Origin of the sequence: Streptomyces sp. PR69, from assembly GCF_026420845.1 — a bacterium.
Lineage (GTDB): Bacteria > Actinomycetota > Actinomycetes > Streptomycetales > Streptomycetaceae > Streptomyces.
The window spans coordinates 75542-92920 of record NZ_JAOWCB010000017.1 but is presented as its reverse complement, the minus strand read 5'-3'; the positions used below and the strand labels follow the sequence as shown (position 1 = coordinate 92920).

The 17379-nt window shown below is 72.0% G+C and carries 10 protein-coding genes; 7 read left to right on the top strand and 3 right to left on the bottom strand.

What is annotated here, in order from left to right; all coding sequences use genetic code 11:
• The first annotated feature begins 129 nt into the window (after positions 1-129).
• Both OF819_RS18170 and OF819_RS18165 read left to right on the top strand, forming a co-directional pair.
• Positions 130-4176, top strand: a complete 4047-nt coding sequence (locus tag OF819_RS18170) for an AAA family ATPase (protein ID WP_267244621.1) — start codon at positions 130-132, stop codon at positions 4174-4176.
• 191 nt (positions 4177-4367) lie between these two features.
• Positions 4368-5786, top strand: coding sequence for a sugar porter family MFS transporter (locus OF819_RS18165; RefSeq protein ID WP_267244620.1), 1419 nt, complete (start codon positions 4368-4370; stop codon positions 5784-5786).
• Between the two features lie 40 nt (positions 5787-5826).
• Here the strand turns inward: OF819_RS18165 and OF819_RS18160 are convergent, their stop codons facing one another.
• The gene (locus tag OF819_RS18160) at positions 5827-6798 is read right to left on the bottom strand and encodes an LLM class flavin-dependent oxidoreductase (protein WP_267244619.1); all 972 of its coding nucleotides are present in this window, start codon (positions 6796-6798) and stop codon (positions 5827-5829) included.
• Positions 6799-6856: 58 nt separating this feature from the next.
• Positions 6857-8404, bottom strand: a complete 1548-nt coding sequence (locus tag OF819_RS18155; RefSeq protein WP_267244618.1) for a cytosine permease — start codon at positions 8402-8404, stop codon at positions 6857-6859.
• A gap of 188 nt (positions 8405-8592) precedes the next feature.
• Between OF819_RS18155 and ftsY the strand changes: the two genes are divergently transcribed.
• Positions 8593-9813, top strand: a complete 1221-nt coding sequence (gene ftsY, locus OF819_RS18150) for a signal recognition particle-docking protein FtsY (RefSeq protein ID WP_267244617.1) — start codon at positions 8593-8595, stop codon at positions 9811-9813.
• Between the two features lie 85 nt (positions 9814-9898).
• Here the strand turns inward: ftsY and OF819_RS18145 are convergent, their stop codons facing one another.
• A complete protein-coding gene (locus OF819_RS18145) occupies positions 9899-10576 on the bottom strand; it encodes a bifunctional DNA primase/polymerase (RefSeq protein ID WP_267244616.1) in 678 nt (225 codons plus the stop codon).
• A gap of 633 nt (positions 10577-11209) precedes the next feature.
• Here OF819_RS18145 and OF819_RS18140 point away from each other — a divergent pair.
• The 4 genes from OF819_RS18140 to OF819_RS18125 all read left to right on the top strand — a co-directional run bounded on the left by OF819_RS18140 (position 11210) and on the right by OF819_RS18125 (position 17148).
• Positions 11210-12676: a hypothetical protein gene (locus tag OF819_RS18140; RefSeq protein ID WP_267244615.1), complete on the top strand. Its 1467-nt coding sequence runs from the start codon at positions 11210-11212 to the stop codon at positions 12674-12676.
• A 315-nt stretch (positions 12677-12991) separates the two neighbouring features.
• Positions 12992-14302 (top strand): ammonium transporter, encoded by a 1311-nt coding sequence (locus OF819_RS18135; RefSeq protein ID WP_267244614.1) that lies wholly within the window; start codon positions 12992-12994, stop codon positions 14300-14302.
• Positions 14299-14637 carry a P-II family nitrogen regulator gene (locus OF819_RS18130; RefSeq protein WP_267244613.1) on the top strand — a complete coding sequence of 113 codons (339 nt, stop codon included), beginning with the start codon at positions 14299-14301 and terminating at the stop codon, positions 14635-14637. The genes OF819_RS18135 and OF819_RS18130 overlap by 4 nt, the downstream gene beginning before the upstream one ends.
• A 57-nt stretch (positions 14638-14694) precedes the next feature.
• Positions 14695-17148 carry a [protein-PII] uridylyltransferase gene (locus OF819_RS18125; RefSeq protein ID WP_267244612.1) on the top strand — a complete coding sequence of 818 codons (2454 nt, stop codon included), beginning with the start codon at positions 14695-14697 and terminating at the stop codon, positions 17146-17148.
• Positions 17149-17379 lie beyond the last annotated feature (231 nt).

The window sequence follows — 17379 nt, the reverse complement described above, 5'->3', positions numbered from 1 at the left end:
CGATATGCAAGGGACGCTTCGGCGTCCCTTCTTGCTTTCCCCGGTCCCCCCGAACCGACAAGCCTTACCGTCTGATGTGCCCTGCACCTTCATAGGTGAAACCGGCAGCGAAAGGTAGAGTCCGGCGGCGTGCACCTCAAGGCCATGACCCTGCGAGGCTTCAAGTCCTTCGCCTCCGCCACCACGCTGCGCTTTGAACCCGGCATCACCTGTGTCGTGGGCCCGAACGGCTCCGGAAAGTCCAATGTGGTGGACGCGCTCTCCTGGGTCATGGGCGAGCAGGGCGCCAAGTCGCTGCGCGGCGGCAAGATGGAGGACGTCATCTTCGCCGGGACGACCGGGCGGCCCCCGCTCGGCCGCGCCGAGGTCTCCCTCACCATCGACAATTCCGACGGCGCACTGCCCATCGACTACGCCGAAGTCACCATTACGCGGATCATGTTCCGCAACGGCGGCAGTGAATACCAGCTCAACGGCGACACCTGCCGACTGCTCGACATCCAGGAACTGCTCTCCGACAGCGGCATCGGCCGCGAGATGCACGTCATCGTCGGGCAGGGCCAGCTCGACTCCGTACTCCACGCCGACCCCATGGGGCGGCGCGCCTTCATCGAGGAGGCGGCCGGCGTCCTCAAACACCGCAAGCGCAAGGAGAAGGCGCTGCGGAAGCTGGACGCGATGCAGGCCAATCTGGCCCGGGTGCAGGATCTGACCGACGAGCTGCGCCGCCAGCTCAAGCCGCTGGGCCGGCAGGCCGCGGTGGCCCGGCGCGCCGCCGTCATCCAGGCCGACCTGCGCGACGCGCGGCTGCGGCTGCTCGCCGACGACCTCGTACGTCTGAAGGAGGCGCTGCGCGCCGAGATCGCCGACGAGGCCGCGCTCAAGGATCGCAAGGAGGCCGCCGAGGCAGAGCTCAAGGCCGCGCTCACGCGCGAGGCGGCCCTTGAGGACGACGTCCGCCGGCTGGCCCCGCGGCTGACGCGGGCGCAGCAGAGCTGGTACGAACTCTCCCAGCTGGCCGAGCGGGTACGCGGCACGATCTCGCTCGCCGACGCCCGGGTCACCAGCGCGACCGCCCAGCCGCCGGAGGAGCGGCGCGGCCGCGACCCCGAGGACCTGGAGCGCGAGGCCGCCCGCATCCGGGAGCAGGAGGCGGAGCTGGAGGCCGCGCTGGAGGCCGCCGAACGCGCCCTGGAGGACACCGTCGCCCACCGTGCCGAGCTGGAGCGGCAGCTCGCCCTCGAAGAGCGGCGGCTCAAGGACGCCGCGCGGGTCATCGCGGACCGGCGCGAGGAGCTGGCGCGGCTGGGCGGCAAGGTGGGCGCGGCCCGTTCGCGGGCCGCCTCCGCCCAGGCCGAGATCGACCGCCTCGCCGCGGCCCGTGACGAGGCCCAGGAGCGGGCCGTCGCCGCGCAGGAGGAGTACGAGCAGCTCAAGGCCGAGGTCGACGGCCTCGACGCGGGCGACGCGGAGCTCACGGAGCGGCACGAGGCGGCCAGGCGGGAGCTGGCCGCGGCGGAGGCGGCGCTCAGCGAGACCCGCGACGAACTGGCCGCGGCCGAACGGGGCCGCGCCGCCGTCGCCGCCCGCCGCGAGGCCCTCGCGCTCGGCCTGCGCCGCAAGGACGGCACCGGCGCGCTGCTGGCCGCCCGCGACCGGCTGGGCGGTCTGCTCGGCCCCGCGGCCGAACTGCTGACCGTGGCCCCGGGGTACGAGGCGCCGGTCGCCGCGGCCCTCGGCGCGGCCGCGGACGCCCTGGCGGCCACCGACCCGGCCACGGCGGCAGAAGCGATCCGCCTCCTGCGCAAACAGGACGCGGGCCGCGCCACACTGCTGCTCACCGGCCCGCCGGGGCCGGACCGGCCCCACCCCGCCGCCCCCCTGCCGGAAGGTTCCGCCTCCGCGGCCGCGATCCCACGGGGCCGCCGGGAATCCGACGGCCGCGCCCGCCCGGATGGCGGCATGCCGAGTGCGCCCGGAGCGGTTCCGCCCGGCAGCCGGGACGGGGAAGGCGAACTCGGCGTCCGCACGGCCGCCGCCGCTGGCGCGGTTTCGGACGGAAGCCCGCGTGCCTCCGGCGGCAAGCCGGTGCCCGCCTGCCGCCCGGAGGCGGAAGGTTCCCTCTCGGCACCCGCCGGCGCCGGGACAGGCGTGCCCGGACAGGCCGGCGCCCGTGACTCCGCGGGGCGAAGCGGCGCCGGAGCAGCCACCGCGGGTCAGGGCGGTGGAGTCGTTCCGGAGCCCGCGGGCGCCGGGGGCGGTGGAGTCGTTCCGGAGCCCGGGGGCGCCGGGGGCGTTGCAGGCGCGGGGCCCGAGTCGGCCGGCGACCTGACCCCGGCGGGACGCGCGGCCGGATGCGCCGGGCCCCTCGCCGCGGCCGCCCCCGTGGGCGGCCTGGTGCAGGGGCCGGAAGGGCTCCTCGCGGCCGTGCGGCACCTGGTGCGGGACATGGTGGTCGTCGGGACGCTGGAGGACGCCGAGGAGCTGGTGGCCGCGCGCCCCGGGCTGACCGCCGTCACCGCCGAAGGCGATGTGCTCGGGGCGCACTTCGCGCAGGGCGGCTCGGCGGGCGCGCCCAGCCTGCTGGAGGTCCAGGCGTCCGTGGACGAGGCGGAGGCGGAGCTTCAGGAGCTGGAGCGGCGCTGCGCAGAGCTGGCCGCGCGCAAGGACAGGGCCGCCGCCCGCCGCGCCGACCGCGCCGCGCTCGTCGAGGAGCTGGCCGACCGGCGCAGGGCCGCCGACCGGGAGAAGTCGGCCGTCTCCGGTCAGCTGGGGCGGCTCGCCGGCCAGGCGCGCGCCGCCGCCGGCGAGGCCGAACGGGCGGGCGCATCCGCCGCCAGGGCGCAGGAGGCGCTGGAGCGGGCCCGTGAGGAGGCCGAGGAGCTGGCCGAGCGGCTGCTGGCGGCCGAGGAGCTGCCGGCCGACGACGAGCCGGACACCTCCGTACGCGACCGGCTCGCCGCCGACGGCGCGAACGCACGGCAGACCGAGATGGAGGCCCGGCTCCAGGCCCGTACGCACGAGGAGCGCGTCAAGGCGCTCGCGGGTCGCGCGGACGCGCTCGACCGGGCCGCGCGCGCCGAGCGGGAGGCGCGGACGCGCGCCGAGCAGCGGCGCGCCCGGCTGCGCCACGAGGCCGCCGTCGCCTCCGCCGTCGCGGCGGGCGCCCGCCAGCTGCTCGCCCATATCGAGGTCTCGCTCGTCCGCGCCGAACAGGAGCGCGCCGCCGCGGAGACGGCCAAGGCCGAGCGTGAGCAGGCGCTGACCGCCGCCCGCAACGACGGCCGTGAGCTGAAGGCCGAACTCGACAAGCTCACCGACTCGGTGCACCGCGGCGAGGTGCTGGGCGCCGAGAAGCGGCTGCGGATCGAGCAGCTGGAGACCAGGGCGCTGGAGGAGCTGGGCGTGGAGCCGGCCGGGCTGGTCGCCGAGTACGGCCCCGACCAGCCGGTGCCCCCGTCGCCTCCCGCCGAGGGCGAGGAGCTGCCGGAGGACCCGGCGCACCCGCGCCATCAGCCGAGGCCGTTCGTCCGCGCGGAGCAGGAGAAGCGGCTCAAGTCCGCCGAGCGGGCCTATCAGCAGCTCGGCAAGGTCAACCCGCTGGCGCTGGAGGAGTTCGCGGCGCTGGAGGAGCGCCATCAGTTCCTGTCCGAGCAGCTTGAGGATCTGAAGAAGACCAGGGCGGATCTGCTCCAGGTGGTCAAGGAGGTCGACGAGCGGGTCGAGCAGGTCTTCACCGAGGCATACCGGGACACCGCCCGGGAGTTCGAGGGCGTCTTCTCCCGGCTCTTCCCCGGCGGCGAGGGCCGCCTGGTGCTCACCGACCCGGACAATATGCTCACCACGGGCGTGGACGTGGAAGCCCGTCCGCCGGGCAAGAAGGTCAAGCGGCTGTCGCTGCTCTCCGGCGGCGAGCGCTCGCTGACCGCCGTCGCCCTGCTGGTGTCGATCTTCAAGGCCAGGCCCAGCCCGTTCTATGTGATGGACGAGGTCGAGGCGGCGCTGGACGACACCAATCTCCAGCGGCTCATCCGGATCATGCAGGAGCTCCAGGAGAGCTCACAGCTGATCGTGATCACTCACCAGAAGCGCACCATGGAGGTCGCGGACGCGCTCTACGGCGTCTCCATGCAGGGGGACGGCGTCTCCAAGGTGATCAGTCAGCGTCTTCGCTGATCAGCAGCCCCCGGGGCTCCGCATCTTCAAGTCTTGAACGCTACATGCCCTATTGTGCTCAGACTGCGCCGAGGATGATCCTCTTGACTTCGCAACTTGAAGGCATAGTCTCTGCAACGTTGCTTTTACCTTTAAGTGGTGGGCGGCCGCTTGGTGTGCGCCACTCAAAGGGTTCGCCTTCAGGAGTACATGTGACCAGCACAGCGCAGCCGCCCGCCGCACGGGCCCGGCAAGCCCACCCCGAACACATCGGCCATGTCATCTTCATCACGGCCTCCGCCGCCATGGGCGGCTTCCTGTTCGGATACGACAGCTCCGTCATCAACGGCGCGGTCGAGGCCGTCCGCGACCGTTACGACATCGGCTCCGCCACCCTCGCCCAGGTCATCGCGATCGCCCTGATCGGCTGTGCCGTCGGCGCCGCCACCGCAGGCCGGATCGCCGACCGCATCGGCCGCATCCGCTGTATGCAGATCGCCGCCGTGCTGTTCACCGTCAGCGCCATCGGCTCCGCGCTGCCCTTCTCCCTGGTCGACCTCGCCTTCTGGCGGGTCGTCGGCGGCTTCGCCATCGGCATGGCCTCCGTCATCGGCCCCGCCTATATCGCGGAGGTCGCCCCCGCCGCCTACCGCGGCCGCCTCGGCGCCTTCCAGCAGGCCGCGATCGTCATCGGCATCGCCGTGTCCCAGCTGGTCAACTACGGCATCCTGCAGCTCGCCGACGGCGACCAGCGCGGTGAGATCGCCGGGCTCGAAGCCTGGCAGTGGATGCTCGGCGTGATGGTCGTCCCGGCCGTGCTGTACGGGCTGCTCTCCTTCGCCATCCCCGAGTCGCCCCGCTTCCTGATCTCCGTCGGCAAGCTCAGCCGCGCCAAGGAGGTCCTCGCCGAGGTCGAGGGCAAGGACGTCGATCTGGACGCCCGTGTCGCCGAGATCGAACGCGCCATGCACAGCGAGCACAAGTCCACCTTCCGCGACCTGCTCGGCAACCGCTTCTTCTTCCTGCCCATCGTCTGGGTCGGCATCGGCCTCTCGGTCTTCCAGCAGCTTGTCGGCATCAATGTGGCGTTCTACTACTCCGCCACCCTCTGGCAGTCCGTCGGCATCGACCCGTCGAGCTCGTTCTTCTACTCCTTCACCACCTCGATCATCAACATCATCGGCACGGTGATCGCGATGGTCCTGGTCGACCGCGTCGGACGCCGCCCCCTCGCCCTCGTCGGCTCCGCCGGCATGGCGCTCGCCCTCGCCGTCGAGGCCTGGGCCTTCTCCGCCGACCTCGTGGACGGCAAGCTGCCCGGGACACAGGGCGCCGTCGCCCTGGTCGCCGCCCACGCCTTCGTGCTCTTCTTCGCCCTCTCCTGGGGCGTCGTGGTGTGGGTCTTCCTCGGCGAGATGTTCCCCAACCGCATCCGGGCGGCCGCCCTCGGCGTCGCCGCCTCCGCACAGTGGATCGCCAACTGGGTGATCACCGCGAGCTTCCCCAGCCTCGCGGACTGGAACCTCTCCGGGACGTACGTCATCTACATGGCCTTCGCCATGCTCTCCATCCCCTTCGTGCTCAAGTTCGTGAAGGAGACCAAGGGCAAGGCGTTGGAGGAGATGGGCTAAGTCCCCGCTGCCCCTCTCCTCGAACCGCTGCTGCCCCGGCTCACCCCCTGAGCCGGGGCAGCACGTTCTCGCAGAACAGATGCATGCTGCGCCAGCCCTCGTCCACCGGCAGCCCGCCGCACAGCGGATGCAGCACCACACCCGGCCCGCCCTCCTCAAGGCACTGGGCGGGCGTCAGCACCCGGTAGACCCCCTCGCGCCGCAGCTCCTCGACCGTCGTCGCCGCCGACCGCACCGCCGAGCTGACGTCCTTCGACTGCCAGGAGGCATACGTCCGCGCCTCGTGCAGAAAGCGCTCCCCGTACTCGCCCCACACCCGGTCCGGATCCTCCGCCACATGCACCAGCGGCGTGCGCTCCGCGGGCATCATGCAGAAGCCCTCCGTCCCGTACCGCGCGCACACCTCCTCGTAGTACGCCCGCAGCTCCGGCAGATGCGCGCTGGGGAAGAACGGCAGCCCGAAGCGCGCCGCACGCCGGGCCGCCGCCCGTGAGGAGCCGCCGATCAGCAGGGCGGGATGCGGCCGGGTGTACGGGCGCGGGGTGACCCTCACCGTACGGCCCCGGAAGGGGAACGGCTCGCCCCGCCAGGCCGTGAGCAGCGTCTCGATCAGCTCGTCCTGGAGCAGGCCGCGGCTGCCCCACTCGACGCCCAGCTGCTCGTACTCCGCGGGCCGGTAGCCGATCCCGGCCACCGTGATCAGCCGCCCCTTGCCGATCAGATCCAGTACGGCGATGTCCTCGGCCAGCCGCAGCGGGTCGTACAGCGGGCCGATGATCGCCGATACGGTGACCGAGATCCGGCGGGTGGAGCCGAGCACCGCGCCCGCGAAGACGAAGGGGGAGGGCAGCCAGTTGTTCTCCGCGCCGTGGTGCTCCTCCGTCTGCACGGTGTCGATGCCGCGGTCGTCGGCGTACGCGGCCATCTCCAGCGCCGCCCGGTAGCGCTCCGCCAGCGCCTCGGGCGTTCCGGCGGGGTCGACGAGATTGAACCGGACCACGGTGAACGCCATGAGGCAGCCCCCTGAAGCCGAGTGAACCTGGCGAAGGGCGACGGTAGCTGACGCGGCGTCAGTTGGACAGGGGTGCGGGCTCCCGCTCCCCGCCGGCAGCCGGCTCATCGTCGGCGCCCGGCTCCCCGCCGGCAGCCGGCTCCTCGCGAGCGGCCGAATCCGCGCCGAGGGCCGCCCGCGCCTCCTCGGCGGCCTCCCGCCGGGTCCGCGCCCCGCCCCGGTCGCGCGGCAGCACCGCATACAGCGCGGCCGCGATCACGACGGTCACCGCCCAGCCCAGCCCATGCGCCCCCAGCCAGGAGGAGGCAAGCGGGCCGCTGAACCAGTCCACCTTGGTGAACAGCAGCCCTGTCAGCAGCGCGACGCCCCACGCGGTCATCGCCTGCCAGGCGAAGCCGCCCCGGTACCAGTACGCACTGGTGCGGCCGGTGTCCATCAGCGCCTCGCCGTCGTACGACGTCCGCCGCAGCATGTCCACGCCGAACACCCCGATCCACGCCGAGAACGCCACCGCCAGCAGCGTCAGGAACGAGATGAACGAGCCGATGAAGCTGGTCGCCACCGCCATCAGCAGAAAACCAAAGACCAGCGAGATCACCGCGTTGACGCTGACCGCCCAGGCGCGCGGCACATCGATTCCCAGCGTCTGCGCGGTGAAGCCCGCCGAATACATCGACATCGAGTTGATCAGCAGCATGCCGGCCAGCGCGATCAGCAGATACGGCACCGACAGCCACATCGGCAGCAGCTCGCCGATGAACGACACCGGATCCTGCGCCGACGCCAGATCCGGGGTGCCCACCGCCATCACCGCGCCCATCAGCACCATCGGTACCACCACAATCCCCGCGCCGCCGACCGTCGAGCCGACCATCCCCCGTGACGAGGCCGTCCGCGGCAGATAGCGGGTGAAGTCCGGCGCGGACGGCACCCAGCTGATCCCGCCGGCCGCCAGGGTGCCGATGCCCGCGATCATCATCGCCGTCGACCCGGACGGCTTGGCGAACACCGCCGACCAGTCCGTCTCCGCGATCAGATAGCCCAGCACCAGCACGCTGAACGCGCCGAAGAGATACGTCGACCAGGTGCTGCACCGCCGCAGCGCATTGATGCCGAGCCCCGACACCAGGAAGGTGCCGCCGACGAACAGCAGCAGCGTGACCACGATCAGGGCCATATTGCTGCGCACGCCGAACAGCAGATCCAGCACGGTCAGCACGGCGTATGCGCCGGTCACCGCGTTGATCGTCTCCCAGCCCCAGCGTGCCGCCCAGATCAGCGCACCGGGGAAGAGATTTCCGCGCTGCCCGAAGACCGCGCGCGAGAGCGCCATGCCGGGCGAGCCGCCGCGCTTTCCGGCGATGGAGATCAGCCCCACCAGGCCGTATGAGACGACGGGCGCCGCGATCGCGACGACGAGGACCTGCCAGAAGTTGAGGCCGTTGAAGACGATCAGACCTGCGCCCATGGTGAGCAGCAGCACACTGATATTGGCCGCCACCCAGGTGGGGAACAGCTCGCGCACCCGGCCGGTGCGCTCCTCGTCGGGTACGGGCTCAAGGCCACGGGTTTCTATCGCGCCTTCGGACTCGGAGGCGTGGGGCATGCAGGAGCTCCGTACGACGGGGCGGCCAGTGCGGGCACCACATCCGGGGCCCGGGGCAGCCGATGACAAAGGGCAGAAACACCAGGATCGTATGGAACCCCCAAAAGGTCCAAACGGGGCCAGAAGTTCTTGTGCGATCCTCCCAGGCCGTCGACCGCTGCCCGCCGTGGCCGATACTGGGTGGCGTTATGGAAACCGTCATCCTTGCTGTAGTCATCGCCCTGGTCGCGATCGGCGCGATCAGCGGGCTGGTGGTCGGCAGCCGCAGAAAGAAGCAGCTGCCGTCCCCGCCGCCCAGCGCGCCGACCATCACCGCTCCGCCCGCCGAGCCACACGTCGGCGACGAGGCGGAGACACCGCGCGACGAGCCGCGCCGCACGATCGAAGAAGTCGGCCTCCCGGACGCCGAGCAGGCGGTCGAGACGCCGGCGGCGGCAGAGGAGCCGGCTGCCGCCGAGCCCGCCGCCCCCGAGATCGAGGTCCCCGAGCCGACCGCAGGCCGTCTCGTCCGGCTGCGCGCCCGCCTCGCCCGCTCGCAGAACTCCCTGGGCAAGGGGCTGCTCACCCTGCTGTCCCGTGAGCACCTCGACGAGGACACCTGGGAGGAGATCGAGGACACCCTCCTCACCGCCGACGTGGGCGTCGCCCCGACCCAGGAGCTGGTCGAGCGGCTGCGTGAGCGGGTGAAGGTCCTCGGCACCCGCACCCCCGAGCAGCTGCGCACCCTGCTCCGCGAGGAGCTGCTCACCCTGGTCGGCGCCGACCTGGACCGCGAGGTCAAGACGGAGAGCGGACTGGACACCCCGGGCGTCGTCATGGTCGTCGGGGTCAATGGCACCGGAAAGACCACCACCACCGGCAAGCTGGCGCGGGTCCTGGTCGCCGACGGGCGCTCGGTCGTGCTGGGCGCGGCGGACACCTTCCGCGCCGCGGCCGCGGACCAGCTCCAGACGTGGGGCGAGCGGGTCGGCGCACGCACCGTGCGCGGCCCCGAGGGCGGCGACCCGGCCTCGATCGCCTTTGACGCGGTCAAGGAGGGCATCGCGGAGAGCGCCGATGTCGTCCTGATCGACACGGCGGGCCGGCTGCACACCAAGACCGGTCTGATGGACGAGCTGGGCAAGGTCAAGCGCGTCGTGGAGAAGCACGGCCCGCTGGACGAGGTCCTGCTGGTCCTGGACGCCACGACCGGTCAGAACGGTCTGGTCCAGGCAAGGGTCTTCGCGGAGGTCGTGGACATCACCGGCATCGTGCTGACCAAGCTGGACGGCACGGCCAAGGGCGGCATCGTCGTCTCCGTCCAACGTGAGCTGGGTGTGCCGGTGAAGCTGGTGGGGCTGGGCGAGGGCCCGGACGATCTGGCGCCCTTCGAGCCGGAGGCGTTTGTCGACGCCCTGATCGGCGACTGAGCGGAAGCCTTCCGCGGGCAAGCGCCCCACCGCATGGTGCAGATGCAGTGGGGCGCTTCCATGTATATACCGACATAGGCGTCGGTCACGGTGTTGCCGGGGATCGATGGCAGATATACGCCAAGGTGCCCAGCAGCAGTCTGGCCTGCGGCGGAGCGGCGGCGGTGTCCAGCGACGGCGGCCGCAGCCAGCGAGCGGGCCCCAGACCGGCGTGGTCCGAGGGCGGGGCGGTGATGTACGCCCCCGGGCCCATGCAGCGCAGATCCAGATCCGCGTCGTCCCAGCCCATGCGGTAGAGCAGCTCGGGGAGTTCGGCTGCGGCCCCCGGGGCGACGAAGAACTGGCAGCGCCCGTCGGGAGTGGCCGAGACCGGCCCGAGCGGCAGTCCCATGCGCTCCAGTCGCAGCAGCGCGCGCCGCCCGGCGGGCGCGGCGACGTCGAGGACGTCGAAGTCGCGGCCCACCGGCAGCAGCAGCGCCGCGCCCGGGACTTCCGACCAGGCCTTGGCCGCCTCGTCGAGTGTCGCGCCGGCCGGGACCTCCAGTGCGAAGTCGAGCGGATGCGCCCCCGGGGACGTACAGCGCGGATCGCCGCATGAGCACGCGCCGTCCGCGGCCCGTGCCCCCGGGACCACGGACCAGCCCCACAGTCCGGTGTACTCGGCGACCGCCGTGCAGTCGTTCGCCCGGCTGCGCCGCCGTGAGCCGGGCCGGAGCTGGCCGATCCCACTGATCCCCCGGCTGCCGCCGATCGTGAAGCCCATGCCCCCTCCAACGGGTGGAAATCGCCGGTGGTTACGACCCGAAGTCTCCCTGTGACCGAGCGTCGCCGCCGGTAGGGATTCGGCGGCGCACGGTGGCGCGAGGGGTAGTGCGGACTGCTGCGCGCGCCCCTGGGGGCAACAGTGCACTGCCTCCCGATCGTCGTATGTCAAGTGAATCGCGGCTCACAGCAATCGAGTTCATTCAAAGGGGTGGCGAATGGTGGCGTTTACTCAAACCCCCTCGCTGGACCGGTGATCGTAGGATTACTTTGGGTGCATGAACTCTGGAGTTCAGCGCATCAGCGGGTATGCCGGAGGCAACTCGCCATCGTGTGCGAATCATGCGGTCCGTCCGACGGAGCACCGAGTCCGTCACGGACAGCGGCAACAGGCCGCATTCTGATAGGGATTTCGAGCGATCCGGCGGGAAGCGAGCGAGCGCCGGCCGGATCGGGAGAGCAGACAGCCGGTTCCGGGCGGGGCGGAACCGCAGGGCACAGCACACACAGGACAGACGGCGACCGGCAGCTCGGCCCGACCGGGCGCGGCAGGCCGCAAAGACGAAGAGGCCGAGCGTCACGACGTGTCAGACAGGCGTCATGACATCGGCGAAGGCGAATAGGGGGCACGGCAGTGGGCGGCAGCGGCGCAGACGGTACATCCGCCGGCAAGCGCCCGAACGAGCACTTGAGCTCGTGGTTCGTGCGCAGCGGCTGGTCCAAGGGCGAGCTCGCGCGTCAAGTGAACCGCCGGGCGCGCCAGATGGGCGCACATCACATCAGCACGGACACCTCCCGGGTGCGCCGCTGGCTCGACGGCGAGCAGCCGCGCGAGCCGATTCCGCGCATCCTCTCCGAACTGTTCTCCGAACGCTTCGGCAGCGTCGTCGCCGTGGAGGACCTCGGCCTGCGCGCAGGCCATCAGTCACCCTCCGTATCCGGAGTGGACCTCCCATGGGCCGGCCCGCAGACCGTCTCCATGCTCAGCGACTTCTCCCGCAGCGACCTGATGCTGGCCCGCCGGGGCTTCCTCGGCACCTCGCTGGCCCTGGCCGCGGGGCCCGCGCTCATCGAACCCATGCAGCGCTGGCTGGTCCCCACCCCGCCCGGCGAGAGCCCGGCCCCCGACCCGGGCGGCCGGCCCGCCCGGCTCTCCCAGCCCGAGCTGGACCTGCTGGAGACCACCACCGCCATGTTCCGCACCTGGGACGCCCAGTGCGGCGGCGGACTCCGCCGCAAAGCCGTCGTCGGACAACTGCACGAGGTCACCGACCTGTTGCAGGAGCCCCAGCCGCCCGCCACCGCCAAGCGGCTCTTCAAATGCGCCGCGGAACTGGCCGAGCTGGCCGGCTGGATGAGCTACGACGTCGGACTCCAGCCCACCGCCCAGAAGTACTTCGTGCTCGGGCTGCACGCCGCCAAGGAAGCAGGGGAGAAGTCCCTCGGCTCCTACATCCTCTCCTCCATGAGCCGCCAGATGATCCACCTCGGGCGGCCCGACGACGCCCTGGAACTCATCCATCTCGCCCAGTACGGCAGCCGTGACTGCGCCACCGCGCGCACCCAGGCCATGCTGTATGCGATGGAGGCCCGCGCCTACGCCAATATGGGCCAGCCGAGCAAGACCAAGCGAGCCGTCCGCATGGCCGAGGACACCTTCGCCGACATCGGCCTCGACGGCGAGCCGGAGCCCGACTGGATCCGCTTCTTCTCCGAAGCGGAACTCAACGCCGAAAACGCCCACTCCTACCGCGACCTCGCCTATGTCGCAGGCCGCAGCCCCACCTACGCCTCGCTCGCCGAACCGCTGATGGCACGCGCCGTCGAGCTGTTCGGCAAGGACGAGGTGCACCAGCGGTCGTACGCACTCAATCTGATCGGCATGGCCACCGTCCATCTGCTGAAGCGGGAGCCCGAGCAGGCCACCACACTGGCCGGGAAGGCGCTCAGCACCGCGAAGTCGGTCCGCTCCGAGCGGGTCAACACCCGGCTGCGCAAGACCGTGGACACCGCCGCACGCGACTTCGGAGACGTACCGGAAGTCGTCCAGTTCACCGATTACCTCACCACTCAGCTCCCCGAGACGGCCGAGGCCGTCTGAGCACCGGCGCAGACTCCGGAAACCCGGAACCCCGGCCGCGGCGCCCACCCCTCACAGCCCGACTCGGCTCCCCCACGCCAGGTCAGACAGGTGGACGTCGCGGTCGGCCGTGCGATGTGCCGGAGATGGTATCCACGGCCCCCCGCCCCCACCCGGCGGTTCATGGGCCCGTAACACGCCGGACCCCTTCGTCACTGGCGCGAAACATCGAGCTGCTCTCGCCGAAACCGCGCTGCGCCACGCTCCTCAGCACAGTCGGCCCACCCCCACGGCATCCGCACGGGCCGTTTCCGACCCACTGAGGAGACGCTGGCCTTGAATGGCGCAGATACAGCATTCGTATTGATCAGTGCCGCGCTCGTCATGCTGATGACGCCCGGCCTGGCCTTCTTCTACGGCGGCATGGTCCGCGTGAAGAGCGCCCTCAACATGCTCATGATGTCCTTCATCTCGCTCGGCATCGTCAGCGTGCTGTGGGTGCTCTACGGGTACTCGCTCACCTTCGGCGACGACATCGGCGCGGGCCTGCTCGGCAACTTCGACCACATCGGCTTCCAGGGCATCACAGCGGAGACGCTGACCGGCGAGGGCGGCATCCCCGTCTTCGCATTCGCCCTCTTCCAGCTGATGTTCGCCGTCCTGACCCCCGCCCTGATGAGCGGCGCCCTCGCCGACCGCGTGAAGTTCACCGCCTGGTCGCTGTTCATCGCCCTGTGGGTGACCGTGGTCTACTTCCCGGTCGCGCACTGGGTGTGGCAGTCCGACGGATGGCTCTACAAGCTTGAGGTCATCGACTTCGCCGGCGGCACCGCCGTCCACATCAACGCGGGCATCGGCGCGCTCGCCGCCGTCCTCGTCGTCGGCAAGCGCATCGGCTTCAAGAAGGACGCCATGCGGCCGCACAGCCTGCCGCTCGTCGTCCTCGGCGCCGCACTGCTGTGGTTCGGCTGGTTCGGCTTCAACGCCGGCTCCGCGCTCGCCGCCGACGGCACCGCGGCCACCATGGCCTTCAACACCCAGATCGCCACCGGCGCCGCCATGCTCGGCTGGCTGATCTACGAGCGCATCCGCCACGGCGCGCTCACCACGCTGGGCGCCGCCTCCGGCGCGATCGCCGGTCTGGTCGCCATCACCCCGTCCGGCGCCCATGTCAACCCCTTCGGCGCGCTCCTCATCGGCGTCGTCGCCGGCGCCGTCTGCTCCTGGGCCGTCAGCCTCAAGTTCAAGCTGGGCTATGACGACTCCCTCGACGTGGTCGGCGTCCACCTCGTCGGCGGCGTCGTCGGCACCCTGCTCGTCGGGCTCCTCGCCATCGACGGCGTGGGCGGCTTCTCCCAGCTCGGCAAGCAGGCCATCGGCGCCTTCTCGGTCATGGCCTACTCCTTCGTCGTCTCCTGGATCCTCGCCAAGCTCGTGGATGCGACGATCGGCTTCCGGGCCTCCGAGGACGACGAGGTCAGCGGGGTCGACCAGGCGTTCCACGCCGAGTCCGCCTATGACTTCAGCGCTGTGGGAGGCTCGCCCGCGGGCCGTGCCGCCGCCGCGCCGGCCGCCGTCCAGGACGGGACCTCCACTGCCGCGCCGCAGCAGACGCAGCAGTCGCAGAACAAGAAGGTGGACGCATGAAGCTCATCACCGCAGTCGTGAAGCCGCACAAGCTGGACGCGATCAAGGAGGCCCTCCAGGCCTTCGGCGTCCAGGGCCTCACGGTCACCGAGGCCAGCGGCTACGGGCGGCAGCGCGGTCACACCGAGGTCTACCGGGGCGCTGAGTACCAGGTCGACCTGGTGCCCAAGATCCGCATCGAGGTGCTCGTCGAGGACGCCGACGCCGACGAACTGGTCAATGTGATCGTCAAGGCCGCCCGCACCGAGAAGATCGGCGACGGAAAGGTGTGGGTCCTGCCCGTCGACACCGCCGTACGGGTCCGCACCGGAGAACGCGGCCCGGACGCACTGTAAGCCGGACCCGACCTGCCACGCCGGTTGCAGCACCGGCCACAGAAAAGGAGCTGCTGGGTGACGAGCCTCGATCTCACTGCCGAAGCGGAAGACTCGGGACCCAGCGGCTACGCGGCGGCCCGGCTGCGCCTCCTCACCGAGAAGGCGCGGCCCGGGCCGCCGCGCCGTGCCGCCCTCGCCGAACTCACCGACTCCTGGCTGGCCGCACTCTTCACCGCCGCCGCCGCCGAGGACACCGGCGTCCACGGCGCCGCACTGGTCGCCGTCGGCGGCTACGGCCGGGGCGAGCTGTCCCCGCGCAGCGACCTCGACCTGCTGCTGCTCACCGACGGCTCGGCCGACCCCGGCCGGCTCGCCGCCCTCGCCGACCGCATCTGGTACCCCGTCTGGGACCTCGGCCTGGCCCTGGACCACTCCGTACGCACCCCTGCCGAAGCCCGCAAAACCGCGGGTGAGGACCTCAAAGTCCAACTCGGGCTGCTCGACGCCCGCCAGGTCGCGGGAGACCTCGGCATGGTCGCCGGACTGCGCACCGCCGTCCTCGCCGACTGGCGCAACCAGGCCCCCAAACGCCTGCCCGAACTGCGTGAACTCTGCTGTGAACGCGCAGAGCGCCAGGGTGAACTGCAGTTCCTGCTGGAGCCCGATCTCAAGGAGGCCCGCGGCGGGCTGCGCGACGCCACCGCACTGCGCGCCGTCGCCGCCTCCTGGCTCGCCGACGCGCCCCGCGAAGGGCTCGCCGAAGCGCGCAGGCAGCTCCTCGACGCCCGCGACGCGCTGCATCTGGCCACCGGACGCGCCACCGACCGCCTCGCCCTCCAGGAACAGGACCAGGTCGCCGAAGCGCTCGGCCTGCTCGACGCCGACGCCCTGCTCCGCCAGGTGTACGAAGCGGCCCGCACCGTCTCGTACGCCTCCGACGTCACCTGGCGCGAGGTCGGCCGGGTCCTCAAGGCCCGCTCGGCTCGGCCCCGGCTCCGTGCGCTGATCACCGGCGGGCGCACCCCGCAGCCGGAGCGCAGCCCGCTCGCCGAAGGCGTCGTCGAGCAGGAAGGCGAAGCCGTGCTGGCGCGTGCCGCCCGGCCGGAGCGCGACCCGGTGCTGCCGCTGCGCGCCGCCGCGGCCGCCGCCCAGTCCGGACTGCCCCTCTCCCTGCACACCGCCCGCCGCCTCTCCGCCGCCGCCCGGCCCCTCCCCGTGCCCTGGCCCGCCGAGGCCCGGGAAGAGCTGGTCACCCTCCTCGGCGCGGGCGAGGCGGCCGTGCCCGTATGGGAGGCGCTGGAGGCCGAAGGGCTGATCACCCGGCTGCTGCCCGACTGGGAACGCGTACGGTGCCGGCCCCAGCGCAACCCCGTGCACACCTTCACCGTCGACCGGCATCTCGTCGAGACCGCCGTCCGCGCCGCCTCGCTGACCCGGCGCGTCGGCCGCCCCGACCTGCTGCTGGTCGCCGCCCTGCTGCACGACATCGGCAAGGGCTGGCCCGGGGACCACTCCGTGGCGGGCGAGGTCATCGCCCGCGACGTCGCCGCCCGGATCGGCTTCGACACCGCGGACGTGGCCGTCGTCGCCACTCTCGTACGACACCATCTGCTGCTGATCGACACCGCCACCCGGCGCGACCTGGACGACCCCGCGACCGTCGCCTCCGTCGCCGAGGCCGTCGGCTCCGCGGGCACCCTGGAGCTGCTGCACGCCCTCACCGAGGCCGACGCACTGGCCACCGGGCCCGCCGCCTGGTCCTCGTGGCGCGCCTCCCTGGTCGCGGACCTGGTCCAACGGGTGGCGGGCGCGCTCGCCGGGGACGCCCCGCCGGTCGCGGCGGTAGCGGCGCCCAGCGCCGAGGAGGAGCGGCTGGCCGTGGAGGCGCTGCGCACCAGGGAGCCAGTGCTGAGCCTGCACGCCGAGGCGGCCCCGCAGGACGACGGGCCCGAGCCGGTGGGCGTGGAGCTGCTGATCGCCCTGCCGGACCAGACGGGTGTTCTCCCGGCCGTCGCCGGGGTGCTGGCGCTGCACCGGCTGACGGTGCGGTCGGCTGACCTGCGGGCCATCGAGCTGGACGCGATGGGCGCCGCCGGGCCCCCTGTCCTGGTGCTGAACTGGCGTGTGGCGGCCGAGTACGGGTCGCTCCCGCAGGCCGCGCGGCTGCGCGCCGATCTCGTACGGGTGCTGGAAGGGTCCCTGGACGTGGCGGCCCGGCTGGCGGAGCGGGACGCCGCGTACCCGAGACGGCGAGGGCTCCAGGCGCCCCCGCCGCGCGTGACGGTCGCCCCTGCGGGGTCGGCGGCGCGGGCGACGGTGCTGGAGGTGCGGGCCCAGGACGCTCCTGGGCTGCTGCACCGGATCGGGCGGGCGCTGGAGGGGGCGGATGTGCGGGTGCGGAGCGCGCACGTGAGCACGCTGGGTGCCAATGCCGTCGACACGGTGTACGTGACATCACTGGACGGCGCCCCGCTGTCGGCTGTGGAGGCGGCTGAGGTGGCAAGCAGGGTGCAGAAGGCGTTGTCCTGAGCGTGACCCAGATGTCTCCGGCGCCTTGGACAAGCAGCAGCGCTCCCCGCGTCAGCGGGGGTGATCCCGCGTCGACGGCGCTCGCGCCCAGCGTGGTTACGTGCTCCCCGCGCACGCGGGGCTGATGCCCTCGCCCGCCAGTTCCGGCGGGCGAGGGCACTTCTCTTGCACGGCCGGATACCCTTGAGTCCGACTGCCCGCCTGCTCCCTAGACCCGAGGATCCGCGACCG

Bases quoted from the DNA above. Each gene is read 5' to 3' on its own strand.
- OF819_RS18160 (WP_267244619.1), bottom strand. From the start codon at position 6,798: ATGGCGTTCACCGTGGTCCGGTTCAATCTCGTCGACCCCGCCGGAACG.
- ftsY (WP_267244617.1), top strand. From the start codon at position 8,593: ATGGAAACCGTCATCCTTGCTGTAGTCATCGCCCTGGTCGCGATCGGC.
- OF819_RS18155 (WP_267244618.1), bottom strand. From the start codon at position 8,404: ATGCCCCACGCCTCCGAGTCCGAAGGCGCGATAGAAACCCGTGGCCTT.
- OF819_RS18145 (WP_267244616.1), bottom strand. From the start codon at position 10,576: ATGGGCTTCACGATCGGCGGCAGCCGGGGGATCAGTGGGATCGGCCAG.
- OF819_RS18130 (WP_267244613.1), top strand. From the start codon at position 14,299: ATGAAGCTCATCACCGCAGTCGTGAAGCCGCACAAGCTGGACGCGATC.